The sequence below is a fragment of the Cellulomonas carbonis genome, assembly GCF_014636275.1.
GTDB lineage: Bacteria > Actinomycetota > Actinomycetes > Actinomycetales > Cellulomonadaceae > Actinotalea > Actinotalea carbonis.
Window position 1 is genome coordinate 89286 of the sequence record NZ_BMEB01000005.1, and the last position, 25424, is coordinate 114709.

Annotated in this window: 25 protein-coding genes; 13 read left to right on the forward strand and 12 right to left on the reverse strand. The window is 71.1% G+C overall.

All coding sequences use genetic code 11. The features are described from left to right. Positions 1-37: 37 nt before the first annotated feature. Both IEV86_RS14525 and IEV86_RS14530 read left to right on the forward strand, forming a co-directional pair. A complete protein-coding gene (locus IEV86_RS14525; RefSeq protein ID WP_043601910.1) occupies positions 38-670 on the forward strand; it encodes a hypothetical protein in 633 nt (210 codons plus the stop codon). Next, positions 671-1441 (forward strand): hypothetical protein, encoded by a 771-nt coding sequence (locus IEV86_RS14530; RefSeq protein WP_043601912.1) that lies wholly within the window; start codon positions 671-673, stop codon positions 1439-1441. It abuts the gene before it with no gap. Positions 1442-1471: 30 nt separating this feature from the next. Here the strand turns inward: IEV86_RS14530 and IEV86_RS14535 are convergent, their stop codons facing one another. The 3 genes from IEV86_RS14535 to IEV86_RS14545 form a co-directional block, all read right to left on the reverse strand. After that, positions 1472-2389 (reverse strand): phosphatase PAP2 family protein, encoded by a 918-nt coding sequence (locus tag IEV86_RS14535; protein WP_081978395.1) that lies wholly within the window; start codon positions 2387-2389, stop codon positions 1472-1474. Next, positions 2386-3117 (reverse strand): phosphatase PAP2 family protein, encoded by a 732-nt coding sequence (locus tag IEV86_RS14540; protein ID WP_052425737.1) that lies wholly within the window; start codon positions 3115-3117, stop codon positions 2386-2388. The genes IEV86_RS14535 and IEV86_RS14540 overlap by 4 nt, the downstream gene beginning before the upstream one ends. A 104-nt stretch (positions 3118-3221) precedes the next feature. Further along, positions 3222-3911 (reverse strand): TetR/AcrR family transcriptional regulator, encoded by a 690-nt coding sequence (locus IEV86_RS14545; protein ID WP_052425738.1) that lies wholly within the window; start codon positions 3909-3911, stop codon positions 3222-3224. A 133-nt stretch (positions 3912-4044) separates the two neighbouring features. Between IEV86_RS14545 and IEV86_RS14550 the strand changes: the two genes are divergently transcribed. The 7 genes from IEV86_RS14550 (at position 4045) to IEV86_RS14580 (ending at position 13314) form a co-directional block, all read left to right on the forward strand. Beyond that, the gene (locus IEV86_RS14550; RefSeq protein ID WP_043601914.1) at positions 4045-5712 is read left to right on the forward strand and encodes an ABC transporter substrate-binding protein; all 1668 of its coding nucleotides are present in this window, start codon (positions 4045-4047) and stop codon (positions 5710-5712) included. An 88-nt stretch (positions 5713-5800) separates the two neighbouring features. Next, on the forward strand, positions 5801-6625 hold the full coding sequence (locus IEV86_RS14555; RefSeq protein WP_043601916.1) for an ABC transporter ATP-binding protein: 825 nt from the start codon (positions 5801-5803) through the stop codon (positions 6623-6625). Continuing rightward, entirely contained in the window at positions 6622-7431 is an 810-nt protein-coding gene (locus IEV86_RS14560) for an ABC transporter ATP-binding protein (protein WP_043601918.1), read from the forward strand. Before IEV86_RS14555 ends, IEV86_RS14560 begins: the two co-directional genes overlap by 4 nt. Then, positions 7428-8504 carry an ABC transporter permease gene (locus IEV86_RS14565; RefSeq protein ID WP_043601920.1) on the forward strand — a complete coding sequence of 359 codons (1077 nt, stop codon included), beginning with the start codon at positions 7428-7430 and terminating at the stop codon, positions 8502-8504. Before IEV86_RS14560 ends, IEV86_RS14565 begins: the two co-directional genes overlap by 4 nt. Before the next feature lie 3 nt (positions 8505-8507). Then, positions 8508-9524, forward strand: a complete 1017-nt coding sequence (locus IEV86_RS14570; protein ID WP_052425739.1) for an ABC transporter permease — start codon at positions 8508-8510, stop codon at positions 9522-9524. After that, positions 9521-11818 carry an exo-beta-d-1,3/1,6-glucosidase gene (locus IEV86_RS14575; RefSeq protein ID WP_043601929.1) on the forward strand — a complete coding sequence of 766 codons (2298 nt, stop codon included), beginning with the start codon at positions 9521-9523 and terminating at the stop codon, positions 11816-11818. The genes IEV86_RS14570 and IEV86_RS14575 overlap by 4 nt, the downstream gene beginning before the upstream one ends. Before the next feature lie 251 nt (positions 11819-12069). After that, entirely contained in the window at positions 12070-13314 is a 1245-nt protein-coding gene (locus tag IEV86_RS14580) for a tyrosine-type recombinase/integrase (protein ID WP_202595119.1), read from the forward strand. 103 nt (positions 13315-13417) lie between these two features. Here the strand turns inward: IEV86_RS14580 and IEV86_RS17990 are convergent, their stop codons facing one another. Continuing rightward, positions 13418-13780: a PaaI family thioesterase gene (locus tag IEV86_RS17990; RefSeq protein WP_229734665.1), complete on the reverse strand. Its 363-nt coding sequence runs from the start codon at positions 13778-13780 to the stop codon at positions 13418-13420. An 18-nt stretch (positions 13781-13798) separates the two neighbouring features. Here IEV86_RS17990 and IEV86_RS18145 point away from each other — a divergent pair, with 18 nt between their 5' ends. Then, on the forward strand, positions 13799-13933 hold the full coding sequence (locus IEV86_RS18145; RefSeq protein WP_268235239.1) for a hypothetical protein: 135 nt from the start codon (positions 13799-13801) through the stop codon (positions 13931-13933). 261 nt (positions 13934-14194) lie between these two features. Here the strand turns inward: IEV86_RS18145 and IEV86_RS14590 are convergent, their stop codons facing one another. From IEV86_RS14590 to IEV86_RS14600, 3 genes are all read right to left on the reverse strand, one after another. Continuing rightward, positions 14195-15049 (reverse strand): SDR family NAD(P)-dependent oxidoreductase, encoded by an 855-nt coding sequence (locus tag IEV86_RS14590; protein WP_081802176.1) that lies wholly within the window; start codon positions 15047-15049, stop codon positions 14195-14197. A 72-nt stretch (positions 15050-15121) separates the two neighbouring features. Then, positions 15122-15385, reverse strand: coding sequence for a luciferase domain-containing protein (locus IEV86_RS18250; RefSeq protein ID WP_368731348.1), 264 nt, complete (start codon positions 15383-15385; stop codon positions 15122-15124). Between the two features lie 236 nt (positions 15386-15621). After that, positions 15622-16041 (reverse strand): DoxX family protein, encoded by a 420-nt coding sequence (locus tag IEV86_RS14600; protein WP_034221092.1) that lies wholly within the window; start codon positions 16039-16041, stop codon positions 15622-15624. A gap of 87 nt (positions 16042-16128) precedes the next feature. On the opposite strand from IEV86_RS14600, the gene IEV86_RS17995 reads away from it, so the two are divergent. Further along, positions 16129-16488 (forward strand): winged helix-turn-helix transcriptional regulator, encoded by a 360-nt coding sequence (locus IEV86_RS17995; protein WP_034221090.1) that lies wholly within the window; start codon positions 16129-16131, stop codon positions 16486-16488. Between the two features lie 117 nt (positions 16489-16605). On the opposite strand, the gene IEV86_RS18000 is transcribed toward IEV86_RS17995, so the two are convergent. The 3 genes from IEV86_RS18000 to IEV86_RS14615 form a co-directional block, all read right to left on the reverse strand. Then, positions 16606-17160 carry a zinc-binding dehydrogenase gene (locus tag IEV86_RS18000; protein ID WP_202595121.1) on the reverse strand — a complete coding sequence of 185 codons (555 nt, stop codon included), beginning with the start codon at positions 17158-17160 and terminating at the stop codon, positions 16606-16608. Then, complete coding sequence (locus tag IEV86_RS18005) at positions 17157-17621, reverse strand: alcohol dehydrogenase catalytic domain-containing protein (RefSeq protein WP_202595122.1); 465 nt, start codon at positions 17619-17621, stop codon at positions 17157-17159. Before IEV86_RS18005 ends, IEV86_RS18000 begins: the two co-directional genes overlap by 4 nt. 257 nt (positions 17622-17878) lie before the next feature. Continuing rightward, positions 17879-20989: an efflux RND transporter permease subunit gene (locus IEV86_RS14615; RefSeq protein ID WP_052022177.1), complete on the reverse strand. Its 3111-nt coding sequence runs from the start codon at positions 20987-20989 to the stop codon at positions 17879-17881. A gap of 65 nt (positions 20990-21054) precedes the next feature. Here IEV86_RS14615 and IEV86_RS14620 point away from each other — a divergent pair, with 65 nt between their 5' ends. Together IEV86_RS14620 and IEV86_RS14625 are read left to right on the forward strand one after the other, a co-directional pair. Further along, complete coding sequence (locus IEV86_RS14620) at positions 21055-21603, forward strand: MarR family winged helix-turn-helix transcriptional regulator (RefSeq protein WP_052022176.1); 549 nt, start codon at positions 21055-21057, stop codon at positions 21601-21603. 198 nt (positions 21604-21801) lie between these two features. Beyond that, complete coding sequence (locus tag IEV86_RS14625) at positions 21802-22323, forward strand: glutathione peroxidase (RefSeq protein ID WP_034221084.1); 522 nt, start codon at positions 21802-21804, stop codon at positions 22321-22323. 906 nt (positions 22324-23229) lie between these two features. Here IEV86_RS14625 and IEV86_RS14630 read toward each other — a convergent pair. Both IEV86_RS14630 and IEV86_RS14635 read right to left on the reverse strand, forming a co-directional pair. Continuing rightward, a complete protein-coding gene (locus tag IEV86_RS14630; protein WP_043601933.1) occupies positions 23230-24918 on the reverse strand; it encodes an MDR family MFS transporter in 1689 nt (562 codons plus the stop codon). Continuing rightward, positions 24915-25367: a MarR family winged helix-turn-helix transcriptional regulator gene (locus tag IEV86_RS14635; protein WP_161784003.1), complete on the reverse strand. Its 453-nt coding sequence runs from the start codon at positions 25365-25367 to the stop codon at positions 24915-24917. The genes IEV86_RS14630 and IEV86_RS14635 overlap by 4 nt, the downstream gene beginning before the upstream one ends. Positions 25368-25424 lie beyond the last annotated feature (57 nt).

The following is a 25424-nucleotide window of genomic DNA, read 5'->3' on the forward strand; positions in this document are numbered from 1 at the left end:
TCGCTCGAGAGGCGTACCCGCGACGGAGGGGGCCGACGTGATCGTGCAGAGCGTGATCCGTGGGGTCGGCGGCCTGCGCCGCGACGCGGTCCAGGACGACGTCGCGGAGATCATGACGCGTACCGGGCTCGTCTGCGCGGCGCTGCGGACGGGTCGCGTCGCGAGCCCGGGCGACGCCGAGGACCTCCTGGGGCCGACGGCGCTCGACGACCACCGGCACCGCCACCACCTCATGGCCGACGAGTCGCCGTACATCTCGATGACGGCGGGGACCTACGTCGAGCGGCGCCGCCGGAACCGCGCGGCGTACGCGTTCGACACCGCGCTGGCGTTCGCGACGCACGGCCACCAGCGACCCGGCTGGGTGTTCTACGGCTACGTCTTCCTGCTCGGCCGGGCGGCCGGCCTGCACGCCGAGTTCGGCGAGGAGGTGCGTGACGTCCACCAGCACCCCGCGTGGTCGCGGTTCCGGGCCGAGGGCGAGGTGGCCGTGCCCGTCCGTGTCCCGCCGCGGCGCCTGCAACGGGCCGAGCTCTACACCCCCGAGGACGTCCGGGCCGCGCTCCGTGCGGGCGTGTGGCCGCCGGACCCCGCCGACGTCGAGGACAACGAGGCCTCTGGTCGCTACTGCGCACCGGAGCAGCTCCTCGGCGCGAGGGGCGTGGTCTAGGTGCCCGTCCTCGACGCCGCGGTCGCCGGGCTCGGCCTGCAGGTGCCCGTGGTCGAGGACACCGCGTGGGCCATGGTGACCGCCGCGGAGCAGGCCATGCACGAGCACCACCCGGGACGCGGGGAGGTCGCCGACTACGTCGCGGCGCACGCGCTGCGCGGTCTCGGGCTGCTCGCACTCGTCGACCAGGAGGCGGCCGCCGACGTCGCGCGGCGGGCGGCGCGCTGGCTCGCCCACGCCAAGCACCCGGGATGGCCGCTCGCGCTCGCCGTGCTCGACCACCGCACGCTCAGGGACGTCCTCGAGGGCGAGGACGACCTGCTCCGCATCCCGCTCGACACCCACGGGTACCCAGGCGACCTGCTGCGCCTCGCGGCCGTGGCGGTCGACGACGACCTCGGCCCGGACGACGCCGTCGACCCGGCGTACGGCCGCCCCGGCCTGAGCCCGTTCGGGATCGACCTGAGGCTGCTCCACGCGACCGTGCGGGGCGGCAACACGACCGAGTTCGGGTACATCAGCGAGCCGTCCGCCCCGGCCGTCCTCGGGGTGCTCCTGGGCTCGGTCCAGGACGCCCTCGACCGGGCCCGCCGCGACGAGGAGTCGTGGTCGATCGGCCTCGGGCACGTCGCGGCGACCGACCCCGAGATCCTCCTCACGCTGCACGCGGTGCGCAGGTCGCCGGCCTCGTTCGGCATCGGGCACGACGCGCACCGCCGACCCCAGGTGCAGGCGGCGCTCGCCGTGGTCGACGCGGTCGACCCGTGGTGAGCCACGCCCTGCCACGGCGACCTCCTGCGCTCACCGACGGGGCCGGCCCTCGTCGTCGCGGTCGGCCTCGTCGTGCTCGTGATGGGTGTCCACCACGTGCGCAAGGGGTGGCGGCAGCTGCTCGTGACGCTCGTCGGGCTCGGGTTCGCGGCCTACGCCGTCTACGCCTGTGCCCGAGCCCGCTACGCGTGGTGCTGAGCGCCCGGCACGACCCGCGTCGGCGGCACGCGCGTCGTCGTCCGCCTCGCCGCCCTCGTCGTCACCGGCACGACGCAGCCACCGCCAGGCGAGCCACGCGCACACGGTCCCGTTGACGAGCCCGGCCGTGACGTCGGTCAGGTGGTGCATGCCGCGGTAGAGCCGTGAGAAGCCGACCAGGAGCGGGAGGACGAGGAACAGCACGGTGAGCGCCCGGCGCAGGCCGGTGTGCCGGATGCGCTGGGCCAGCAGCGCGCTGACGAGGTAGAACGCGGTCGACGCGCCCGTGTGGCCGCTCGGGAACCCGGACGTCGGCGGCGAGATGTCGAGGTGCTCGACGTCGGGGCGGCTCCTGCCGATGAGGAACGAGGCGCTCGTGAACACCGCCGACTGCACGCTCAGGGCGATCGCCGGCACGACCGCGAACCACCACTGCCTCGTCCGCCACAGCAGGAACGCCACGACGACGACGCACGTGTAGATGAGGACGTGCGTCCCGCCGATGTTGGAGACGATCTGCGTGGGCACCTGGAGCTCGGGGATGCGCTCCTCGGCGAGCTCCTCGTTGACCACCACCTCCGCCGGGAGGCTCTGCAACGGTCCGACGATCGTGAGGCCCACCGCGATGTTCGCGAGCCACAACCACGCCGCGGGCACCAGCGCCCGCCGGCCCAGGTCGCGTCGCACCCAGTCGTCCCCCGGCGGCGACGCGTCCTCGTCCCAGCGCCGCACGAACCTCGCGAACCTCATGACCGCCCCTCCGCCGCGGTGGTGCGCTCGCGCGCCGTGCGGCCGGCCGCCACGAACCCGTGGTGCGCGGCCGCGACGAGCGCGACGCCGAACGCCGTGCCGGCGACCGCGTCGGACGGGTAGTGGACGCCGAGCAGGACGCGGTCGGCGGCGGTCAGGAGGACGAGCACGGCCCCCGTGGTCACCGCGAGCGCGCGCCCCCGCGGGCCGAGCATCGGCCAGAGCAGGACGACGACCGCGCACGCCGCCGTCGTCGTGTTCGCGACGTGGCCGGACGGGAACGAGTACCCCGGCGCGAGCTCGACGGCCTCCTCGACCACGGGCCGTGCCCGACGGACGAGGTACTTGATCCCGAGCGCGAGACCCCACCCGACCATGACGGTCGAGAACGCCCAGAGCGCGCGGTCACGCAGCCCGTGCCGACGCCACACCCACACGCAGAGCCCCGCGACGACGCTGTTGACCCACACCGCCTGGAACGCCGCCTGCCAGCCGACGAGCACCGTGCGCAGCGCCGGCTCCGAGCGCGTCAGGTCGGTCGCCGCCCGGATGACGTCCTCGTCGACGCGGACGACGGGGCCACCCTCGGCACGCACGAGCATCGCGAGCACGGCGACGGGGACGGCGAACGCGACCGCGAGGACGTCGGCACGCAGCAGCCGCGTCCACGGGACGGGCCCCGGCCAGCCCGTGGGTCTGCGCCAGGAGCGCGATCGCTGCGCCGTCATGCGTGCACAGTAGGAGCGGCCCTCGCAGCACGCCTGCGGGGACGGGGTGAAGTCGGTGCCGACGCCGTGCCTCCGCGGCCCTCGTCGTCGGCGGTCCCCCGGACCTACGGTGTGCCGGTCGTCCCGTCCTCGAGCAGGTCGACGTCGACGCCGACGACGGCGCGGACGACGGCCTCGATCGCGAACGCGGAGGTCCGGCCGAGGTCGACGGCGTCCGGCGCGAGCAGCCACTGCACCTGCAACCCGTCCATGACGGCGAGGACGGCGGCCGCACCGGCGTCGACCGTCGCGGGCTCCTCGACACCGTGCTCGGCGCACACCACCCGGAACGCCTGGGCGAGCTCGCGGCGGAGCGTCTCGTAGCGCTCGTGGAAGTACTGCCGTCCGGGGTGGCCCTCGGTGGTCGCCTCGGCGGACAGGACGGTGAAGCCCTGGACGATCCCGGCCCGCTGAGCGTTGCGGAAGGCCGTGCGCACGAGGTGGCGGAACAGCCCCATGCCGTCCGGGATGTGCTGCCCCTCGAGCTGCGCGACGTCGGTCTGGTCCCGGTGGGCGAGCACCTCGAGCAGCAGCTGGTGCTTGGAGCCGAAGTGGTGGAGCACGCCGGCGTGGGTCATGCCGACCAGGTCGGCGATCTCCTGGAGGCTGCCGCTCGCGTAGCCGCGCTTGCCGAAGACCTCGACGGCGGCGTCGAGGATCTCCCGGCGCCGCGCCAGGGTCGCGGGCCGCGACTCGACCGGGCGCCGTGCCACGTCGGTACTCCCCTCGGCAGGACCGACGTCACGGATGAGCATCAGTCGAACGGCACCAGCGTATCGGCCGTTTACAACTTACTGACTTGTAGGTAAGTTCGCGCCGCACCCTCGACGTGGAGAGCGCCCAGCAGGGTCGCCGCCGCGCCGCACCCCGCACCTCGAAGGAGAAGCAATGAAGCTACGGAGCTCCCTCGTCACCCTGAGCGTCGCGTCGGCACTCGTGCTCACCGCGTGCTCGTCGGGCCAGAGCGGCTCGTCGGAGACGGACGGCCCGGCTCAGCCGGGCGCCGCGCTGACGATCGCCAAGCCGGACGGCGCCATCACCACCGAGTCGCACAACCCGTACCTCGGGGACTCGTCGGCGTCGAAGTACGGCTACGCGAAGGTGATCTTCGAGCCGCTCGCGCTCGTCAACCCCACCGGGGACCTCGGCACCACGCCGTGGCTCGCCGAGTCGGTCGAGTGGAACGACGACTACACCGAGCTCACGGTCGTGCCGCGCAGCGGCGTGACGTGGAGCGACGGCACCGAGTTCACGGGCGACGACATCGTCTTCACCTTCGACCAGTACCTGAACGGAACGCTCACCGACACGTCGGGGCTCAAGTACGAGGGCGCGACGGTCGACGGCGACGCGATCACCCTGCGGTTCGCCGAGTCGAAGTACACGGCCCAGGCGCGCGTGCTGCACACGCCGATCGTCCCCAAGCACATCTGGGAGACCATCGCCGACCCGAACACCGACCCGCTCACGGGCGACGGCCTCGCCGTCGGCACCGGCCCGTACGTGCTCGACTCGTGGTCCACCGAGTCGGTCACGCTCACCGCGAACCCCGACTACTGGGGCGGCGACCTGGCCGTGCCGGAGCTGCACTACGTCTCCTACGGCGACAACGCCGCGCTCACCACCGCGCTCGTCTCCGGCGAGGCCGACTGGGCGCAGGCGTTCATCCCCCAGATCGAGGCGAGCTACCTGTCCGCGGACGAGGACAACCACTTCCTCGTCTCCCCCACGGCGGGCGCCGGCACGCTGTTCATGAACCTCCAGACCAAGCCGTTCGACGACGTGGCGCTGCGCCAGGCCCTCGCCTGGACGATCGACCGCCAGGCCTACGTCGACATCGCCCGCGAGGGTGCCAGCGAGGCGATCTGGAACGTCACCGGGCTGAGCAGCGTCCTCGAGGGCGAGATCGTCCCCGAGTACCGGGGCGAGGAGTACTCGGTCGACGTCGACAAGGCGCGCCAGATCCTCACCGACGCCGGCTACACCTGGCAGGACGAGGCTCTCGTCGACCCCGACGGCGAGCGGGTCTCGTTCTCGATCTCGGTGCCCGCCGGGTGGAGCGACTGGAACACGGAGCAGGCGCTGATCGCCGAGGAGCTCGACGAGGCGCTCGGCATCGAGGTCGTCGTCGACCAGCCGGACTGGGGCGGCTGGGACGCCGCCCGCCAGGAGGGCACCTTCCAGGCGATCATCCACTGGCTCGAGGACACGGGGAACGCGTACGGCCTCTACACCTCGACGATGGACCCGAAGTGGGTCGTCGACGGCCGCGCGCAGTTCAACTTCGGCCGCTTCGAGGACCCCGCCGTCACCGAGGCGCTGAACACCTACGCCACCGCCTCCTCCGACGAGGACCGCGCGGCCGCCTCCGCCGTGCTGCAGGAGGCGTTTGCCGAGCAGGTGCCCGCCATCCCGCTCGGCGCCCACCCGCTGCTCGGCGAGTACAACACGCGTAACTACGTCGGCTGGCCGACCGAGGACGACCAGTACGCCTCCGCCGACCCGACGCAGCCGGGGATCGTCCAGGTCCTGACGAACCTCGAGCCCGCCGAGTAGTCCGGCCCACCCGCGGGGCGGGTGCCCGCGCGCACCCGCCCCGCCGTGGCCGACGACGACGACGACCCACGAAAGCGAGCCCGCACCGATGCGCGACCCGTTGCTGACCGTCCGCGACTTCTCGGTCGCCTACGACGTCGACCCACCCGTCCAGGCGGTCAAGGACGTCACCCTCGAGCTGCGTCGCGGCGAGATCCTCGGGCTCGCCGGGGAGAGCGGCTGCGGCAAGACCACGCTCGCCTACGGCCTGCAGAGGCTGCTCAAGGCGCCCGCGGTGATCACGAGCGGCTCGGTCGTCTTCCACGACGCCTCGGGCGAGGACGTCGACATCGACCGCCTCGACGCCGAGCAGATGCGCCGGTTCCGCTGGGACAAGATCTCGATGGTCTTCCAGGGCGCCATGAACGCGCTCAACCCGGTCGCGACCATCGGGTCGCAGCTCGAGGACGTCTTCGAGGTCCACCGCCCCTCGATGTCGCGCGCCCAGCGCCGCGAGGCCGTCGCCGAGCTGCTGGAGATCGTCAGGGTCGGCGCGCAGCGCCGGCGCTCGTTCCCGCACGAGCTCTCGGGTGGCACGCGTCAGCGGGTCATGATCGCGATGGCGCTCGCCCTGCGCCCGCAGCTCATGGTGATGGACGAGCCCACGACCGCGCTCGACGTCCTGGTCCAGCGCGAGATCCTCCGGCAGATCTCCGAGCTGCGCCACGAGTTCGGCTTCACCGTCCTGTTCATCACGCACGACCTCCCGCTGCTGCTGGAGATCAGCGACCGCATCGCGATCATGCGCGCGGGCGAGGTCGTCGAGCTCGACACCGCCGAGCGCATCTGGTCGTCCCCCAGGGACGAGTACACGAGGACGCTGCTGTCGTCCTTCCCCCGGCTGACCGGAGAGAGAGGAGTGGTCCTGCGATGACGGTGCTCGAGGTCGACCACGTCACCAAGACCTACGCGGTGCGCGGCGCAGGTCGGATCACGGCGCTCGACGACGTGAGCCTCACCCTGGAGTCCGGCCGGACGACAGGGCTCGTCGGCCAGTCCGGCAGCGGCAAGTCGACGATCGCGAAGATCCTCACGCAGCTCGAGACGCCGACGAGCGGGGAGGTCCGCCTCGACGGGCAGCCGATCCCCCGCCGCGGCGCCGGGCTGCGGGCCTACCGCCAGACGCTGCGGATGGTGTTCCAGGACCCGTTCGCGTCGCTCAACCCCTACCACTCCGTCCGCTACCACCTCGAGCGACCGCTGCGGCTGCACCGCGTGGTGCCGGACGCCGAGCTGGACGACGAGGTGCGGCGGCTGCTGGACAGGGTGCACCTCGAGCCCGGCACGGTGATCGACCGCCGCCCGCACGAGCTGTCGGGCGGGCAGCGTCAACGCGTCGCGATCGCCCGGGCACTGGCCTCCCGGCCGCGCCTCCTCGTGGCCGACGAGCCGGTCTCGATGCTCGACGTCTCCATCCGTCTCGGCGTGCTCAACCTGCTCGCCGACCTGGGGCGCGAGGAGGGCCTCGGAGTGCTCTACATCACCCACGACCTGGCGACCGCCCGGCACTTCAGCGACGAGATCCTCGTCCTCAACCAGGGGCGGGTCGTGGAGCGCGGCCCCGCCGACGACGTCATCCTCCGGCCGCAGGACCCCTACACCAGGGAGCTGCGGGCCGCCTCCCCCGACCCCGAGAAGCACTTCGCCTCGGCGTCCGGCACGCACGGGGGTGCCCTGTGACCGCCGTCCAGCCCCAGCCCCAGCCCGTGCAGGACGCGCTCGAGGTCGGCACGACGGCGACCACCGTCGTCAGGGGCCGCTCACGCATCCCATGGCGGTTCCTCGCCGGGCGCGCGGCGTTCTACCTGTTCACGCTCTGGGCTGCGATCACCATCAACTTCTTCCTCCCCCGGATGATGAAGGGCGACGCGGTCGACCAGTACCTGTCCCGCAACCGCAACGTCAGCCCCGAGGCCGCCGACGCGCTCCGGACGCTGCTGGGCCTCGACACCGACAGGTCCCTCCTCCAGCAGTACCTCGACTACGTGGGCCTCCTGCTGCGGGGCGACCTCGGCGTCTCGCTGCTGCACGGCCTGCGCCCGGTCACCGAGGTGATCGGGCAGGCCCTGCCCTGGACGGTCGGGCTCGTGGGCTTCGCGACCGTCATCTCGTTCACGATCGGGACGATCGGCGGGGCGGTCGTGGGCTGGCGGCGGGGCAGCCGGCTCGACGGGCTCATCCCCGTCACGACGTTCCTCGGCACGATCCCCTACTTCTGGCTGGGTCTCCTCGCCATCGCCGTCTTCTCGGTGAACCTCGGGTGGTTCCCCATCGGCAAGGCCTACGGCGTGGGGATGCGGCCCGAGTGGTCGGCGGAGTTCGTCGGCCAGGTCGTCCACCACGGCACGCTGCCCGCGGCGACCATCGTGATCGCCTCGCTCGGCGGCTGGATGCTGGGCATGCGCAACATGATGCTCACGGTGCTCGACGAGGACTACGTGATGGTCGCCCAGGCCAAGGGCATGCCGAACAGGCGGGTGCTGTGGCGCTACGCCGCACGCAACGCCGTCCTGCCGCAGATCCAGAGCTTCGCCCTCTCGATCGGGTTCATCGTGGGCGGCACGATCGTCATGGAGATGGTCTTCAGCTACCCCGGCGTCGGGAAGCTGCTCCTGGACGCCACCAACGCCAAGGACTACGCCCTGATGCAGGGCGTGTTCCTGGTGATCACGCTGTCGGTGCTCGTCGCCAACGTCCTGGCCGACGTCGCCTACGCGTTCCTCGACCCGCGCACCCGCCAGACGGAGGCCTGAACCATGACCACCGACCTGCGCCCGGCACCCGCACCCGAGCTCCGCACGGGACGGGCCCCACGCGCGAGGGCGACGACCAGCCGCCGGCTGGGCTCCGCCTTCGCGATGTTCCGCAACCGCAAGTCGATCACGGGCCTGGCGATCCTCGGGTTCTTCGTGCTCGTCGCGATCCTCGCCGACGTCCTCGCTCCGTACCCGCCCACGCAGGTCGACAACACCGCGCGCTTCCAGCCGCCGTCGGCGGAGCACTGGCTCGGCACGACGCACCTCGGCGAGGACGTCCTCAGCCAGGTCATCCACGGCACGCGGGGCGTGGTCGTCGTCGGCTTCCTCGCCGCCATCATGGCGACTGCCATCGCGGTCGTCGTCGGCGTCGTCGCGGGCTACCTGCGCGGCTGGCGCAGCGAGAGCCTCTCGGCCCTCACCAACGTCTTCCTCGTGATCCCCGGGCTGCCGCTCATCATCATCGTGGCCTCGATGTTCGAGAACCCGCCGCTCGTGGTGATCGCCGCCGTGCTGGGCCTGACCGGCTGGGCGTGGGGCGCGCGGGTGCTGCGCGCGCAGACGATGTCGCTGCGCAACCGGGACTTCATCCAGGCCGCCCGCGCGAACGGCGAGCCGCTGCGCCGCATCATCGGCAACGAGATGCTGCCCAACCTCATGGCCCTCATCGCGGCGAGCTTCGTCGGCACGGTGACGGCCGCGATCCTCGGCCTGACGACGCTGTCCTACATCGGCGTGATCCCGGTGAACACCTACAACTGGGGCACGATCCTCAACTGGGCCGGCGCCCAGGGGGCGTTCCGGCAGAACCAGTGGTGGTGGTTCCTGCCCCCCGGGCTGTGCATCGCCGCCATCGGCGTGGCGCTGTCCCTCATCAACTTCGGCATCGACGAGTACGTCAACCCGCGCCTGCGATCGGCGGGCGAGCGCGCCCGTGCCATGAAGAGGCGCGGCCTCGACGTCAACGACCCCGTGACGGCCGTCCGCCCGGCCACGCAGACCCAGGAGACCGCATGACCGCCACCGAGCTCGACACGGCCCGCTACCGCGACCCCGCGCTCCCGATCGGCGAGCGCATCGCCGACCTGCTCGGCCGCATGAGCGTGGAGCAGAAGGTCGGCCAGATGATGCAGGTCGACGCGCGCGAGGACCTCGACGGCCAGGTCCTGGACCGTCACGCGGGCTCGATCCTGCACGCGTCCCCGGAGCACGTCGCACGCGCGCACGACCTCGTGGCCCGCACACCGCTGCGCATCCCCCTGCTCGTCGCGGAGGACTGCATCCACGGCCACTCGTTCTACGAGGGGGCGACCATCTACCCGACGCAGCTCGGCATGGCAGCCACGTGGGACGCCGGGCTGGTGGAGCGCGTCGCGCGGGCGACGGCCGTGGAGGCCGCCGCGACCGGCATCCACTGGACGTTCTCCCCGGTGCTGTGCATCGCCCGCGACCTGCGGTGGGGGCGCGTCGACGAGACGTTCGGCGAGGACCCCTTCCTCATCGGCGAGCTCGCGTCCGCGATGGTCCGCGGCTACCAGGGCGGCGGGCTCGACGACGAGACCGCCGTGCTCGCCTCGGCGAAGCACTTCGCCGGCTACTCCGAGACGCAGGGCGGGCGCGACGCGAGCGAGGCAGACCTGTCGCGCCGCAAGCTGCGCTCGTGGTTCCTGCCGCCGTTCGAGCGCGTCGCCAAGGAGGGGTGCCGGACGTTCATGCTCGGCTACCAGACCACCGACGGCGTGCCGATCACGGTCAACGAGTGGCTGCTGTCGGACGTGCTGCGGGGCGAGTGGGGCTACACCGGAACCCTGGTGACGGACTGGGACAACGTCGGTCGCATGGTGTGGGAGCAGAAGGTGCAGCCCGACTACGCCCACGCGGCCGCCGCCGCGGTCCGGGCCGGCAACGACATGATCATGGTCACCCCGCGGTTCTTCGAGGGTGCGCTGGAGGCGGTCGCCTCGGGCCTGCTGACGGAGCACGACCTCGACCGCGCCGTCGCCCGCATCCTCGAGCTCAAGTTCGAGCTCGGCCTGTTCGAGGACCCGCGCCGACCCGACCCGGAGCGCATCCGGGCGTGCGTCGGGGCGCCCGAGCACACGGCGCTGAACCTCGACGTCGCCCGTCGGTCGCTCGTGCTGCTGCGCAACGACGGCCTGCTGCCCCTCACGTCCGGCGCGACGGACCCCGAGGGCCGCGCGGTCGGCGACGGCACGCCCCGTCGCGTCGCGGTCCTCGGACCGCTCGCCGACGACGCGCAGACGCAGCTCGGCGACTGGGCGGGCAGCTCGGGCCAGGCCGACTGGCTGCCCGACGGCCAGCCCCGCGCGATGATCCGCACCACGCTCGACGGGTTGCGGGCGACGGTGCCGGCGGACTGGTCCGTGACCTACACCCCCGGCGCGGAGATCCTCACGCTCGAGCCGAACCCCGAGGGCGACCGGTTCCCCGACGGCCAGCCCCGCTGGCCCGTCGTCGTGCCCGCTCCGGTGGACGAGGACCAGCTCGCGGCCGCTGTGGAGGCCGCGACCGCGGCGGACGTCGCCGTCGTCGTCGTCGGCGACCGGGTCGAGCTCGTCGGCGAGGCGCGCTCGACGGCGACGCTCGAGCTCGTCGGCGGGCAGGTCGCGCTGCTCGACGCCGTCGTCGCCACGGGCACCCCCACCGTGGTGGTGCTGCTGGCGTCGAAGCCCCTCGTGCTGCCCCCGTCGGTCGACCGTGCGGCCGCCCTGGTGTGGGTCGCGAACCCCGGGATGCAGGGCGGTCAGGCGCTGGCCGAGGTGCTCCTCGGCGTCGTCGAGCCGGCCGGCCGCCTGCCGATCTCCTTCGCCCGGCACGTGGGCCAGCAGCCGACGTACTACAACCAGATCCGCGGTCAGCACGGTGACCGGTACGCCGACCTCACGCAGGAGCCGGCGTTCGTCTTCGGCCACGGGCTGGGCTACACCGAGGTCCGCTACGAGGACCTGCGGCTGGACGCCGACACGTACGCGGTCGACGAGACCGTCCGCGTCCGCGTCACCGTCCGCAACGTCGGGCAGCGCCCGGCGCACGAGGTGGTCCAGCTCTACGTGCGCGACGTCGTGTCGTCGGTCAGCTGGGCGGACCGCGAGCTCAAGGCGTACCAGCGGGTCGAGGTGGCGCCCGGTGCGTCGGAGACGGTTGACCTCGCCCTGCCCGTGGCGGCGTGCACCGTCGTCGACGCGGCCGGGGAGCGGGTGGTCGAACCCGGCGCGTTCGAGGTGCTCGTCGGCCCGTCGTCGGCGCCGGAGACGCTGCTGACCGCGGGCTTCGAGGTGCGGGCGGGGTGAGCCCAGGGCCGTGATCCCGCGCGCCCCTCGAGCCTGAGCTGCACCTGCCGGCGTCGCCGGCAGGTGCAGCGGCGGCTGTGCCGCGGTGGGGAACCGAGGAACGACGAAGGCCCGGACCATCAGGTCCGGGCCTTCGTCTTCGTGTAGCGGGGGCAGGATTTGAACCTGCGACCTCTGGGTTATGAGTGCAGGCCCTCTTGCCAGGGGACGACGCCTGAGTAGGCTCAATGCATGCATCTACCCACATCAGCATGGGTTTCGCGTACGCCGGCGTTCGCCGCTGTTCGCCAGTGCCCGGCGGCGTCTGCCCACATTGGGCCCACATGTCGGCCGGGGTGGTCGAGATGGCGTGGGTGACCGTGCGGCGGGCCGAGGACGGCAAGAAGCGGTACCAGGGCCGCTACCGCGACGCCTCAGGAGCCAAGCGCACCGTCGGGACTTTCAGCACCGACAAGGCCGCCATGCAGGCCGCTGTCCGCGCCGAGATCGCGCTCGCCGAGGGGACGTGGATCGACCCACGGGCCGGACGCATCACCTTCAAGGAGTATGCCCAGAACGTGTGGCTGCCCTCGCGCCACCTGGAGGTCACCACCTACGCCGCGTACGCCTCGAACCTGCGCATCCACTTCGTCCCCTTCTTCGGGGACTACCCAATGGCGCGGATCATGCCTGCCCTGGTCCAGGAGTGGGTCAACCAGGCGGCCAAACCCACGACGATCGCCGACAAGCGACGCAAGGGCCTGTCCGCGCGGTCCATCGTCAAGTACCACGTGATGCTGCACTCGATCTTCGCCCGAGCCGTGGCCGACCGGATCATCCCCTTCAACCCCTGCGCGGCGACCGACCTTCCGAAGGTGATCACCACCAGGACCCGCACCCTCACCCCGGATGAGTACACCCGGCTGCTGGCGCAGATCCCGCCGCGCTTCACGGTCATGGTCATGACGGCCATCGAGACCGGCCTGCGATGGGGCGAGCTCGTCGCGCTACGACCCCGGCACGTGGACACCGAGGCCCGCACGGTGACCGTGCAGGACACCATCGTGGAGGTGTCCACCAAGGACTCCCCAACCGGGCGCCGTATGATCGTCAAGCCCTACCCCAAGGACGACGAGCCGCGCACCGTCGCGGTCTCCCAGGATCTGATCGACGCCCTCCTCGCGCGGATCGATGACCTCGGCCTGGGACCGGCCGACCTGCTCTTCCCTTCCCGTGAGACCGAAGGAGGCCAACCCCTCTCGCGGGGCACGTTCAACACCCGCTACTGGCGGCCGGCCGTTCAACGCTCCGGCATCGACTTTCCCGTTCGCATGCACGACCTACGTCACGCACACGCATCCTGGCTGCTGGCCGGAGGAGCGGACCTTCTCTCCGTGATGGAGCGAATGGGCCACGCGCAGATCCAGACCACCCAGAAGTACCTGCACACCCTCGGCGACGCCGATCAGCGCGCACTCGCCGCCTTTCACGCCACCCGCTCCCGCGCCTCGAGGTGACCCACCCCGGGCTTCAAGCGAAGCGGTTCCGCGGGCCTCGGGCGCGTGGCGGGTTCAGGGTCCGGCTGGAGCTCGCGCGCACAGATCGCTGTCGAGACACGCACTACCCGCGTTGCTGGCCCACCGCGCTCTCCCGGCCGGTGTCACGGTGGTCATCCGTGACGGGTGGTGTCGGGCCACCGCCGGAGACGCCTCCGTGCCGGGCGAAGTGTTCGACGTCGACCGTGATGAACACCGCGCTCGACGTGGCCACGGTGCGTTCATCCAGGTCGCTCACGGTGGCGACGACGAAGACCTTGCGGTCCTCCCGGCTCGTCACCGTCGCCTCGATCCGGTAGGTGACTCCGACGAGCACCGGTGACAGGTAGTCCACTGTGAGCTGGCGGGTGACGGCCGGCGTTCCGACCAGGTAGGGCAGGAACCCGAACAGGTCGTCAAGGACGGTGGCGACGGCGCCGCCGTGCACGACTCCGGGAGCTCCGACGTGGCGCTCGTCGAAGACATGGTCAGCCATCACCCCGTCCCCACGGCGGTGGACCTGGAGGTGATGGCCGTGGGGGTTGTCCGGGCCGCAGCCAAGGCACCGTTCATGGTGCGGTTGCAGGAGCGCGCCCTCTGAGTGGGGCCCGGCCCTCTCGGTCCAGTGCGCGAGCATCGTTGCCATGTCAGGCATCAACTTCGTTGACCTTTCGCCATGCCGCGACCAGCGCCGCGGTCCGTGTTTGCCGGAGGGATCAGGTGGTGGCGGCCAACAGCACGACCGCGAGGCCCCGGCCGCGGGCGGGCCAGATCGGCGGCACCGAAGGGTCGGCGGCGTCGGTCACCGTCAGGCGCGCAGAGGGCAGGGAGCGTCGTCGAGGGCTCGCCTACATCCTCACTGTCAGGCGGTGGGGGCGTTGGTCAGCTTCTTCATCACCTCGCCGAAGATCTGTTCGATCTCGGGGTCGGGGCGGCCGACGCCGCCACCTGCGACCCAGCCGCCGTCGACGACCAGGTTCGCACCTGTGACGTAGTCCGCCTCGTCCGAGCACAGGTACACAGCTGCCATGGCGATGTCCTCCGGCCGCCCCACGCGCGGGTTGAGCAGTGCGCGTTCGACAGGTGCGCGCCCGCCGGCCTCCAGCAGCGGTCGTGTCGCGGGGGTGTCGATGAACCCTGGGGAGACGGTGTTGACGCGGATGTTCCACGGTGACAGCTCGACGGCGAGATTGGTCGTCAGGCGCAGGACGGCGCCTTTGGCGACGTTGTGCACGAGGTTGCCCGCGACGTTGCCGGGCATGGCCGAGCCGACCATCGCGGCGACCGAGCCGGTGTTGAGGATGGTGCCGCGGCCCTTGCGCTTGAAGACCGGCAGGGCCTTCTGGATGGCCAGGAACAAGATGGTGACCTCGTTGGTCATGTCGAAGTCCCAGTCCGCGCGGGTCAAGGACTCGATGGTGCCGCCGCGGACACCCGAGGCGTTGTTGTACAGGATGTCGAAGTCGCCGTACTGCTCGACGGCGAAGTCGATCCAGCGCTGCACCGCGGCTTCGTCGCCCAGGTTCAGCGGCTGCATCGAGACCATCTCACCGCCCTGCGCCCGGACGAGCTCGACGGTCTGTTCGGCTAGTTCCGCCTTGAGATCGCACCCGACGATCTTGGCGCCTTCAGCGGCGAAGGCGAGGGCGGCGGCCCGTCCCTGACCGTCCGCCGTACCGGTGATGAGGGCAACCTTGCCCTCGAGTCGTCCTGCCATGAGGCACTCCTCCTTGAGTGATCTTCGGATCGGGCGCGGACCGGAGAGTCGGGCCGCGGCGTCTTTGCCCGCTCAGGTTTTCGCTCTGAGCGAACGCGTCGAACCAGTTGCGTATGCGTAGGACGCCCGGACGAGGCCGGCGGCGATGTCCGCCTCGTGCGCGTCCCGTGGCGCGTAGACCATGACCGCACCCGGCGAGATGAGCCCGAGGCGGGCGATGGGGTGCTGCTCGGCCCAGCCGGCGTCGATGGCGGCTTCGGCGGCCGCCGACGGCAGTACCAGGTGAAGGGAGTGGTCAGGGGCCGGGTGGAGGTGGGCGAACTCGGTGTCGATCATGAACGCGTCGGGTGGCCCTCGGTGTGGGCCCCGAGGCAGCGTGAGCGCTTGTGCACCCGGGACAGAGATCGTCGAGGCCGCCCAGACCACATCCGGCAGGTCGGCGAGCTGCCCGATGAGGCGCTGCCGTGGTCGGTCGTCGCTCGGCTGCTGGTCGAGCTGGGTGTGCGGGTTGGTCGGGGTCGTCGAGGGTCGCGGGCCCGGGCGCTCGGGCATGGCCACGGGAACCGCGCCGCTCATGACAGGCTGAACAGCGGGCCGACCAGGACCAGGCCCAGATCGTCACCGAGGTAGGCGAAGACGGCGAACATCACCAGTGCCGCTCCGGCCAGGGCCAGGTCCTTGAGAAACTGAGTCTGCTCCATGGCCTTGGCGCCGGGGTCGGTCTCGGCCCAGAAGCCGTGCATGATGAAGGCTGTGGGCACCAGGAAGGTCACCAGCAGGAGGGCGCCGACGTCGGGCCAGATCCCCAGGGCCACCATCAGTGCGCCGGCCAGGAGCTGCAGCCCGGTCAGCGGGACCATCAGGTTGGCGGCAGGCACTCCCTTGCCGGTGGCGTAACCGGCCATCATCTGCCGCTGTGTGAGGTGGCCAAAGCCTGAGCCGAGGAAGAGCAAGGCGAAGACCACCCTGCCGATGAGCACCAGGACCTCCACGTCACCCTCCCAGGTCGCCGCTTACCAGATGTAAGTGATTGAGGTATAGCAGTACCCTGGGCGCGGGTCAATCACCCTTGAGCGGACGTGGAGGGCGAGGTGGCGGACGAGGCGGTCGGTCCCGCGGGCGACGACTGCGGTCGCTACTGCCCGTCGTTCCACCAGACCGTCGAGCTGCTCGGTCGACGGTGGAACGGTGTCATTCTTCACGCCCTGATGGCCCACGCGGAGCGCTTCAGTGAGATCCGCGCCGTCATCCCCGGGCTCTCGGACCGCCTGCTGGCCGAGAGGCTACGGGAGCTGGAACGCGAAGGACTCCTCTCGCGCACGTGCCCGATCGGCGCAGGCGCACCGCGCTACGTGCTGACGGCGAAGGGGCGGGCCCTCGGACCGGTCATCGACGCGATAGCTTCCTGGGCAGCAGAATGGAGCCGGGCGGCTGACTAGCCCGGACCGGGTCATGTCTGCTGTCTTCGGCCAGGCGGTGATGGCGGCGGGCGCCGCGTCAGCGCATGGTGCCGCTCGCCGTGGCAGACGCGCCTAGCGGGACGTGGACGAGTGTGCTCAAGGGATCAGGACGGCACGGCCCTGGACCTGCCCGGCGGCGAGGCGCGCGAACACGTCGTTGATCTCGCCCAGCGGATACCGCTCGATCGTGGAGACCAGGCGCCCGGTCCGGGCCATGGCGAGGACCTCCTCCAGCTCGTTGCGGCTGCCCCAGCTGCTGCTGGTCAGCGTCGCCTGGACGGGCAGGGAGAAGAACGAGAACGGGAAGGAACCTCCCGCCAGGCCCACCAGGACGAACAGGCCCTGCGGGCCCAGCGACGAGGCCCCCAGCCTCATCGTCGCGTCGGCCCCGACGAAGTCCAGCGCGACCGCCGCGCCTTCGCCGTGGCTGGCGGCCTTGATCTGCTCCATGGCGTCGGCGTCTGCCGGGTCGACCACCTGGTCGGCACCGAGTTCCAGGGCGAGGCGCCGCTTGTCCGCCGAGCTGTCGACGACAACCACCGTCGCCGGGGAGAGGAGCTTGAGGAACTGCAGCCCGTACTGGCCGAGCCCACCGGCGCCCACCAGCACCGCCGTGGTGCCGGGCACCAGACGCGGGAGGGCCTTCTTCACCGCCGAGTACGGGGTGAGCGCCGCGCGTCGGTCAGCGGGGCAGCGAGCGCCGGGTCCAGGTCGCCAGCGGCCAGCAGGTGCCGGGTGCTCGGCACGACCATGTAGTCCGCGTAGCCACCGTCGGGGCCGATACCGTCCCACCGCATGGTGTCGCACAGCTGCTCCTGGCCACCCAAGCACACACGGCAGCGGCCGCAGCCCCACCCACCGAACACCACGACGGGCTCACCGATCTCAAAGCCCTCGGCGCCCGGACCGATGGCGTCCACCCACCCGGCGTTCTCGTGCCCCAGCAGGGCGGGAAGGTGGACGGGGATCTCCCCCGCCCGGACGTGCAGGTCGGAGTGGCACGCGCCGGACCCGCCGACGCGGACCCGAACCTCACCGGCACCGGGCTCCGGCGTCGGAACCTCCTCCACCACGAAGTCACCGCCGAACTCGTGCAACCGCGCTGCCTTCATCGCCTAACCCCTTCGTTGAGGTCGTGCTGCAGGAGCCTGACCCGGTATCCCGGACGGCTCGTTGATCGTGCCACGGCCACTGCGGCGGTGTGAAGGTCCGCCAAGTCGTTCGGGCACCGGTAGCTGAGGCCGGGGTGGCGCCGGCACTCGAAGGTCGCCGAGGCGCGCTCGGCCTGGTTGGCACAGGTGCGCCGGTCCACGGTCGACCGGAACGGCTGTGAATCACGACCCGCCGGAGACCGCCGGGGGTGTCAGTGTCAGGCTGGGAGGGTGGTGGCCGTCCGGCGGCCTCGGCGCTCACGCAGGGCCGCGCTGGCGCGTTCGGTCAGGTTGTACAGGACCGGGACGAGCACCAGGGTCAGGAGGGTGGAGGTGGTCAGCCCGCCGATGACCACCAGGGCCAGCGGCTGGGAGATGAAGACGCTGCCGCCTGTCAGTCCCAGTGCCATGGGGGTCAGGGCGCCGATGGTCGCTGCGGCGGTCATCAGGATCGGCCGCAGGCGGTAGCGGGACCCCTCGATCACGGCGTCGACCACGCTCAGGCCCTGCTCGCGCTTCTGGTTGACCAGGTCGATGAGCACGATCGCGTTGGTCACCACGATGCCGACCAGCATGAGGAGCCCGATCAGCGACGGCACGCCCAGGGGTGTGCCGGTGAGCAGCAGCAGGGCCAGTGCTCCGGTGGCGGCGAACGGCACCGACACCAGGAGGATGAGCGGCTGCAGCAGGGAGCGGAACGTGGCGACCATCACCAGGTAGACGATGGCGATGGAGGCCAGCAGGGCCACGTACAGGTCGGCGAACGCTGACTGCTGCTCGGCGCTGACGCCTGCGATCTCGGCTTCTGCGCCGTCGGGCAGGTCGAGGGCGTCGAGCTGTTCCTGCAGCCGGGTGGTGATACCGCCGAGGTTCTGATCGGTCGCGGTGGCGGTCACCGTGGCCGTGCGCTGCCCGTCCTGTCGGGTCAGGCTGGTGGGCTGCTGGACCTCGCTGACCTCGGCGACCTGCCCCAGGGGAACGATCCCGGTGGCGGTGGGGACAGGGGTGTCGCGCAGGGCCTGGACGTCGCCGGGGGCCTGGCCCAGGAGCACCACGACGTCGGTGGTGCGCCCGGCGATGTCCGCCTGGCCGATCGGCGCACCACGGAGCAGGCCGGCCACCGCCTGCCCGATAGCGCTCTCGCTGGTGCCAGCCTGGGTCGCTGCCGCCCGGTCGACCTGGATCTGGACCGCTGGTGCGTCTGAGGCAAGGTTGTTCACGACGTCGGTCGTGCCCTGGACGTCCGCCATGGCCTCGGCGACCAGATCTGCGGCCTCGCGCAGCGTCTGGTCGTCGTCGGCACGGACCACGACCTCCACCGGCGGCAACCCGAACCCGGCCTGCCCGGTGGTCACGGTCAGCTCCCCGGCGTCCTCCACGTCCGCGATCGCGGCACGAAGGTCCTGCTCGACCCGGGCCTGGTCGGCGTCCAGGTCGGTGGTGATCGCGAAGGTGGCCGTGTTCGACCCGCCGCCACCGCCCAGGAAGGCGGTCTGCAGCCCGCTTCCACCCGAGCCCACGGTCACCTGGTAGGTCTCGACGCCGTCCAGCTCGGCGATGACCTCCTCGACCTGCCGTGCGGCGGCGTCGGTGACCTCCAGGCTCGTGCCGGCCGGAAGCTGCTGGTCGACGCTGAGGGTATTCTGCCCGGCGTCGCCGATGAAGTTGGTCTCCAGCCTCGTGCCGGCCGCGAGGGTCCCGCCGAGGACGGCGACGGCGATGGCGAGAGTGATCAGCGGGTGGGCGATGGCCCCTCGGAGCACCGGCAGGTAGCTGCGCTGGAGAAGTCCGTGGCGCTCGCCCTGCTCGACACGGTCCCGGTCCACAGCCGCGTGCTGATGGTCGGCCGGGGCGCGCAGGAACCAGTAGGCCAGCACCGGGATGATGGTCAAGGAGACGACCAGCGAGGCCAGCAGGGCCACGGCCACGGTGAAGGCGAAGGGCCGGAACAGCTCGCCGACCTGACCGCCGACGATCCCGATCGGCACGAACACCGCCGCGGTGGTGATGGTGGAGGACGTCACGGCGCCGGCGACCTCACGCACCGCGGTCAAGATCGCTTGCGCCTTGGGCTCGCCGTAGCCGAGGTGGCGCTTGATGTTCTCGATCACCACGATCGAGTCGTCCACGACCCGTCCGACCGCGACCGTCAGCGCCCCCAGGGTCAGGATGTTCAGCGAGTACCCACCGACCAGCAGCCCGGTCATCGCTATCAGCAACGACAGCGGGATCGAGATCGCGGTAACCAAGGTGGAGCGCAGTGACAGCAGGAAGAGCATGATCACGATCACGGCGAAGATCAGGCCGAGGAGGCCCTCGGTGCTCAGGTCCTCGATCGACTTCTCGATGAACGGGGCCTGGTCGAAGACCACGTCGACCGCAGCACCCTCACCCAGCGCCGCCTCGATCCCCGGGATCAGGTCCCGCACGTCATGGGAGACGCTGACGGTGTTGCCGTCAGGGGTCTTGGTGATCGCCAGAGCGACGCTCGCCTGACCGTTGGTCCGGGCATAGGAGGTGGCGGGAACCTGTGCCTGCTCGACCGTGGCCACGTCTCCCAGCAGGACCGGTGCCCCTGAGGGGTCAGCGGTGGGCAGCGGGATCGCCGCGATGTCCTGCACCGAGGACAACCGCTCGCCCACCACGACGTTCAGGGAGCGCTGCCCGTCGGTGACCGTGCCGGCCGGGATGACCGCACCGTTGGCCTGCAGTGCCGAAGTGAGAGCATCCAGGCCGATCCCCGCGGCCCCCAGGGCCACGGGGTCCGGAACGATCTCGACCCGCGTCTCCCGCGCCCCGGACAGGGTGACCTCCCGAACCCCCTCCAGGCCCCGCAACCGCGGAACGACCTCTTCCTCCACCCGGGTCACGAGCTCCTGCTCGTCCAGCTGCGGGGCGGCCACCGCCAGCTGCACCACCGGGAGCTGGTCGATGCTGCCGGTGATCACAGACGGTGTGACGCCCGTCGGCAGGCCGGTGCCCGCCCGGGTCACGGCCTGCTCCAGGTCCTGCTGGGCCGCCTGCAGGTCGGTACCGTAGGCCAGCTCCACCGACACCACCGACAGGCTGTTGCGGCTCGTGGACTCGGTCCCCTCCAGACCTTCCACACCGCTGACGGCAGCCTCGACCACCTCGGTCACCTGCCGCTCGACCACGTCCGGCGCCGCACCCGGGAGAGGCGTCACCACCACCGCGAGCGGGATCTCCAAGGACGGGATGAGCTCCTGCTTCAGCGACGTCGTCGACAAGACGCCCGCCACGATGAGGATCAACGTCGCCAGTGCCACCACGGCGCGGTTGGCAAGGCTCAGCCGGGCAAGACGAGTCATGGAGATCTCCCGTATAGTCGGTGCGAGGTGAATAGTACGGGCTGACCGAAGAATCGAGTCACACGGTGGAACGCGATGCGGTGATGGCGGCGATCGCCGAGGACGAGGCGGCGCTGATCCGCCTCTTCTCGCGGGCCCAGTTCACCGCTCTGCTGCAGACGACCTTGACGATGCAGCAGCTGAAGGTGCTGCTGCTGCTGCACGCCGACGGCTCCCTGATGAGCCACGAGCTGGCCGACGCACTGAAGATCAGCCCGGCGTCGGTGACCGGCCTGGTGGACAGGCTCGAAGACCGGGGGCTCGTCGAGCGCGTGGCCGACCCGACCGACCGGCGCGCCCGACAGGTGCATCCCACAGCTCAAGGCTCACAGCTGGTGGACACGTTGATGGCCGAAGGCGCCGGACATCGCGTCGCGCTCCTGTCCCTCCTGGACGACGACAGCGTGCGGACCATAGCCACGGCATTCGCGGCGCTGCGGCGAGCCGCAGAGCAGGTCTACGGTGACGAGGTCAGTGGAGCGCCAGAAAGGCCATCGGGGCCGGTGACGCCGCCGGAAGAGGCAGATCGAACCGTGCGGGCGGTCCGAGCGGCCGTCCGCGCTGGCAGCAGGTGACCGAAGCCCGTGCGCTCGTGTGAGTGGGTGGTCATGCCCGCGGCCCCGGTGAACGGGCTTGGCGCCGCTCGAGCCGGAAAGACCTGCACCTGCGCTGAGCGACCTACCCCACCGCGGGCAGCCCGCTGAGGGCTGTCGCGCCACCGGCCGGCACCGCCGGGGCGGGAATGCCCGTTTTCGCCGCGGTGTTGAGCAGGCATGGCGATCGACGACATCCCGGTCACGACGATCGACGACATCCCGGTCACGACGATCGACGGCGAGGTCACGACCCTGGCGAGGTACGCCGGGCAGGTCAGGCTGATCGTCAACGTCGCCTCGCGGTGCGGGCTCGCACCCCAGTACGACAAGCTCGAGGCCCTCCAGCGCACCTATGGGCAGCGAGGTTTCACCGTGCTCGGGTTCCCGAGCAACCAGTTCCTGCAGGAACTGGGCAGTGAGGACGCCATCAAGGAGTACTGCTCGACGACCTGGGGCGTGACCTTTCCGATGTTCGAGCGGGTCAAGGTCAACGGCAGGTCACGGCACCCTCTCTACGCCGAGTTGACCCGCACCCCCGACGCCAGCGGGAAGGCGGGGCGCATCACCTGGAACTTCGAGAAGTTCCTCCTCACCCCCGACGGCCATGTGCATCGATTCCGGCCGAAGGTCGAGCCCGACGCGCCCGAGATCATAGAGCTGATCGAGGCGCACCTCCCCCAGCCTGGCCGTGAGGCCTGACCTGGTCCGTCTGTTCAGTGGGCGAGAGCGTATGAGCTCCGCTGGTCGTCGTTGATCGCCAGTGCGGCGAACACGATCGTCGGGTGCACTCCGTCGGCGGGCGGGGTCGGCGGGCGGGTCCGCGAGGAGATTCGACCGGGCACCGCAGGTCGGTCGCGGCATCCGCAGCGACTGCTCGACCGGGCACAGGTCGCGGTGGCCGGCGAGCACCACGCCGCCGATCGGGACGGCGGCGGCACGGCCGGACGCTTCCGTTGCGCGGCCCGTCGTGGCAGGGTTGCTGACAAGCCCCCGGGAGTTGGCCCGGTGGCGCGATGCGAGCCGATGAGCGTTGCGAGACCCCGGGAAGAGGGGTGCCGTGGTGTTGCACCTTCGCGCCAGGCTGTACCTCTACACCCTGGCGACATGGCTGCTGGGAGCGGCCCGCCTCCTGGCGTGGTGCCTGATGACCGGAAGCCTCGCGATGGGCACCTACTGGTACGCACGTCCAGCGGTCCTGACCACGTGGCTGGCGGCCGGGCCCCCCGCCTGGCCCGGACCCGATCGCCGGCCCGTCGTCGTTGCGCTGGAGGCGGCCCGTGGGGTCGCCGCGATGGAGGCCTGGATGCAGGCTGGCTGTCCCGCGCTGGCTGATCGACCAGGGAGCCACCGCGCGGGACCGCCGGACGCGACCGGCTGACCCCCTCCCGGCGCGGCGGCAAGCCGGCCCCACGGCACGCGTCCCGCTGGGCTCAAGCGGCGTGCGGCCAACAGTCAGTGCTTGACCGCCGCGGACCCGCCACGCCCTCTGTGCGTGTCACGGCCACGATCCGCCGGTCAGGGCGACAACGGAGGGCGAACGGCGTCGGGGTCAGGACACCCGTTTCCTGCATCCCGCATGCGTCACCAGCTCCTGAACCACAACACCTAGCGACGCCGGGGCACCCCCGGTGGCTGGGGATCGCCCGGCGCGGGTGCGTCTTCTTCGGCGGTGAGGTGCGCGTCGGGGTCGACCGCGGTCTCGAACGCGGCGGCGACGTCCTCGCCCGAGGTGTGCCCCCGGGTGTGTCGCAGGGGAGCTTCGCGAAGGAAGAGCAGGATGACGAACCCGAGCAACGCGAAGGGTACGGCGGCCAGGAACGTGGTCTGCAGTGCCTCGGCGAACCCGGTGGTGACCGCGAGATGGATGGGCTCCGGCAGGTCGGCGATCTGCTCGGGACTGCCCAGGGTCGCGGCCCCGCGGGGCATCTGGTCGGCGGGGAAGCCTGCCGCCTCGAGCTGCGCGGGGATGGTGTCGCGGAGCCGGTGGGTGAGCAGCGCGCCGAAGACTGCCACTCCCATCGCGCCGCCGAGGGAGCGGAAGAAGGTCGCCCCGGAGGTGGCCACGCCGAGGTCGGCATGGGGCACCGCGTTCTGGGTCGCCAGGACCAGGACCTGCATCACCATACCGATGCCGGCGCCGGTGATGAACATGAACACCCCGGCGAGCCACAGCGGGGTGTCCACCGACAGTCGGCTCATCAGCGCCAGCCCACCGGCGGCGACCAGCAGACCCGCGACGGGAAACATCTTGTAGCGGCCGGAACGGGTGATCAGGCGCCCTGACCCAATCGAGGTGATCAGCAGTCCGACCATCAACGGAAGGGTCAGCAGACCGGAGGCGGTGGGCGACTCGCCCTTGACGATCTGCAGGTACTGAGGCAGGAAGATGATGGCGCCGAACATGGCGACCCCGACCACGAACCCGGCCAGGCTGGTGATGACGAACGTGTGGTTGGCGAACAGCCGAGGAGGCATGATCGGCTCGGCCGTCCGGCGTTCCTGCCAGACCGTGAGCGCGAGCATCACCAGCGCCACCGCGGCCAGGCCATAGGTCCAGACCGAGTTCCAGGCGAACTCCTTGCCACCGAGGGAGAGCATCAGCAGCAGCGCACTGATCCCGGCGACGATGAAGAACGCTCCCAGCCAGTCGATCGCGTGCTGGCGGCGGGGGAACGGCAGCTTCAGCACGCGTTCCGTCACCACGAGGGCGACGATGCCGACAGGGATCCCGACCCAGAAAGTCCACCGCCACGACAGGTGCTCGACCAGGAAGCCGCCGAGCAAGGGCCCGGCGACGGTAGCCAGGCCGAAGACCGAGCCGATGTAGCCCTGGTAGCGGCCACGCTCGCGAGGGCTGACGACATCACCGATGATCGCCTGGGAAAGTGCCATCAGCCCTCCCACGCCGATCCCCATCACGGCGCGGAACCCGACCAGCTGCCCCATGTTCTGGGCGAACCCGGCGGCAAGGGACGAGACCAGGAAGATCCCGATCGCTGACTGGAACATGATCTTGCGGCCGTACAGGTCCGAGAGCTTGCCCCAGATGGGGGTGGACGCGGTCGAGGTCAACAACGTGGCAGACACGACCCAGGCCAGCTGGTCCTGACCACCGAGCTCCCCGACGATCGTGGGCAGCGCGGTGGCCACGATCGTCTGGGACAAGGCGGAGACCAGCATGCCCAGCATCAGACCCACCAACACGATGAGGATCTGCCGGTGCGTCAGGATCGGCATCACCTGCTCGGTCGGCGCCGCGGGCTGCTCGGCTCGGGGCGACGGTGAGGTGCTCATGGCTGACTCTCTTCTCGGGTGGACTGGCTCAGCTGGTGGTCGAGGCCGGCGTTGAAGGCGGCCAGCAGGGACGCGAAGTTCGCCAGGTCCTCGCGAGACCAGGACTGCAGCAGCCCGCGGACGACGCCGCGCCGTTCCGCCCGCGTCGCGGTCAACACCTCCTGACCGTGCTCGGTGAGCCGCAGCCGGCAGGCACGTCGGTCCTCGGCGTCGGGCTCGCGCGCGACCAGGCCGGCCTGCTCCAGAGAGGTGACCTGGCGGCTGATCGTGGAGGCATCCAGGTGGAAGTGGGCCGCCAGAGCGCCGGGGCGCAGCGGGCCCATGTCGTGGAGCCACGCGAGAATCCCATAGGCCGCCCGTTCCACGACCTGCGCCGCCGGGGCCCCGCGCAGGTACACCTTCTGGGCCCGACGCACCAGCAAGGTCAGCTCCTGCTCGATCGACTCCACCGAGGCAAGGTCGGCCGTCGACTCAACTAGTTGCATGTACCAACCATACTCAATCGC

Excerpts from the sequence above, each read along its gene's own strand:
- IEV86_RS14535 (WP_081978395.1), bottom strand. The coding sequence starts at position 2,389 with ATGAGGTTCGCGAGGTTCGTGCGGCGCTGGGACGAGGACGCGTCGCCG.
- IEV86_RS14540 (WP_052425737.1), bottom strand. The coding sequence starts at position 3,117 with ATGACGGCGCAGCGATCGCGCTCCTGGCGCAGACCCACGGGCTGGCCG.
- IEV86_RS14545 (WP_052425738.1), bottom strand. The coding sequence starts at position 3,911 with ATGCTCATCCGTGACGTCGGTCCTGCCGAGGGGAGTACCGACGTGGCA.
- IEV86_RS14550 (WP_043601914.1), top strand. The coding sequence starts at position 4,045 with ATGAAGCTACGGAGCTCCCTCGTCACCCTGAGCGTCGCGTCGGCACTC.
- IEV86_RS14555 (WP_043601916.1), top strand. The coding sequence starts at position 5,801 with ATGCGCGACCCGTTGCTGACCGTCCGCGACTTCTCGGTCGCCTACGAC.
- IEV86_RS14560 (WP_043601918.1), top strand. The coding sequence starts at position 6,622 with ATGACGGTGCTCGAGGTCGACCACGTCACCAAGACCTACGCGGTGCGC.
- IEV86_RS14570 (WP_052425739.1), top strand. The coding sequence starts at position 8,508 with ATGACCACCGACCTGCGCCCGGCACCCGCACCCGAGCTCCGCACGGGA.
- IEV86_RS14575 (WP_043601929.1), top strand. The coding sequence starts at position 9,521 with ATGACCGCCACCGAGCTCGACACGGCCCGCTACCGCGACCCCGCGCTC.
- IEV86_RS14580 (WP_202595119.1), top strand. The coding sequence starts at position 12,070 with ATGGGTTTCGCGTACGCCGGCGTTCGCCGCTGTTCGCCAGTGCCCGGC.
- IEV86_RS14590 (WP_081802176.1), bottom strand. The coding sequence starts at position 15,049 with ATGGCAGGACGACTCGAGGGCAAGGTTGCCCTCATCACCGGTACGGCG.
- IEV86_RS18250 (WP_368731348.1), bottom strand. The coding sequence starts at position 15,385 with ATGATCGACACCGAGTTCGCCCACCTCCACCCGGCCCCTGACCACTCC.
- IEV86_RS18005 (WP_202595122.1), bottom strand. The coding sequence starts at position 17,621 with ATGAAGGCAGCGCGGTTGCACGAGTTCGGCGGTGACTTCGTGGTGGAG.
- IEV86_RS14615 (WP_052022177.1), bottom strand. The coding sequence starts at position 20,989 with ATGACTCGTCTTGCCCGGCTGAGCCTTGCCAACCGCGCCGTGGTGGCA.
- IEV86_RS14625 (WP_034221084.1), top strand. The coding sequence starts at position 21,802 with ATGGCGATCGACGACATCCCGGTCACGACGATCGACGACATCCCGGTC.
- IEV86_RS14630 (WP_043601933.1), bottom strand. The coding sequence starts at position 24,918 with ATGAGCACCTCACCGTCGCCCCGAGCCGAGCAGCCCGCGGCGCCGACC.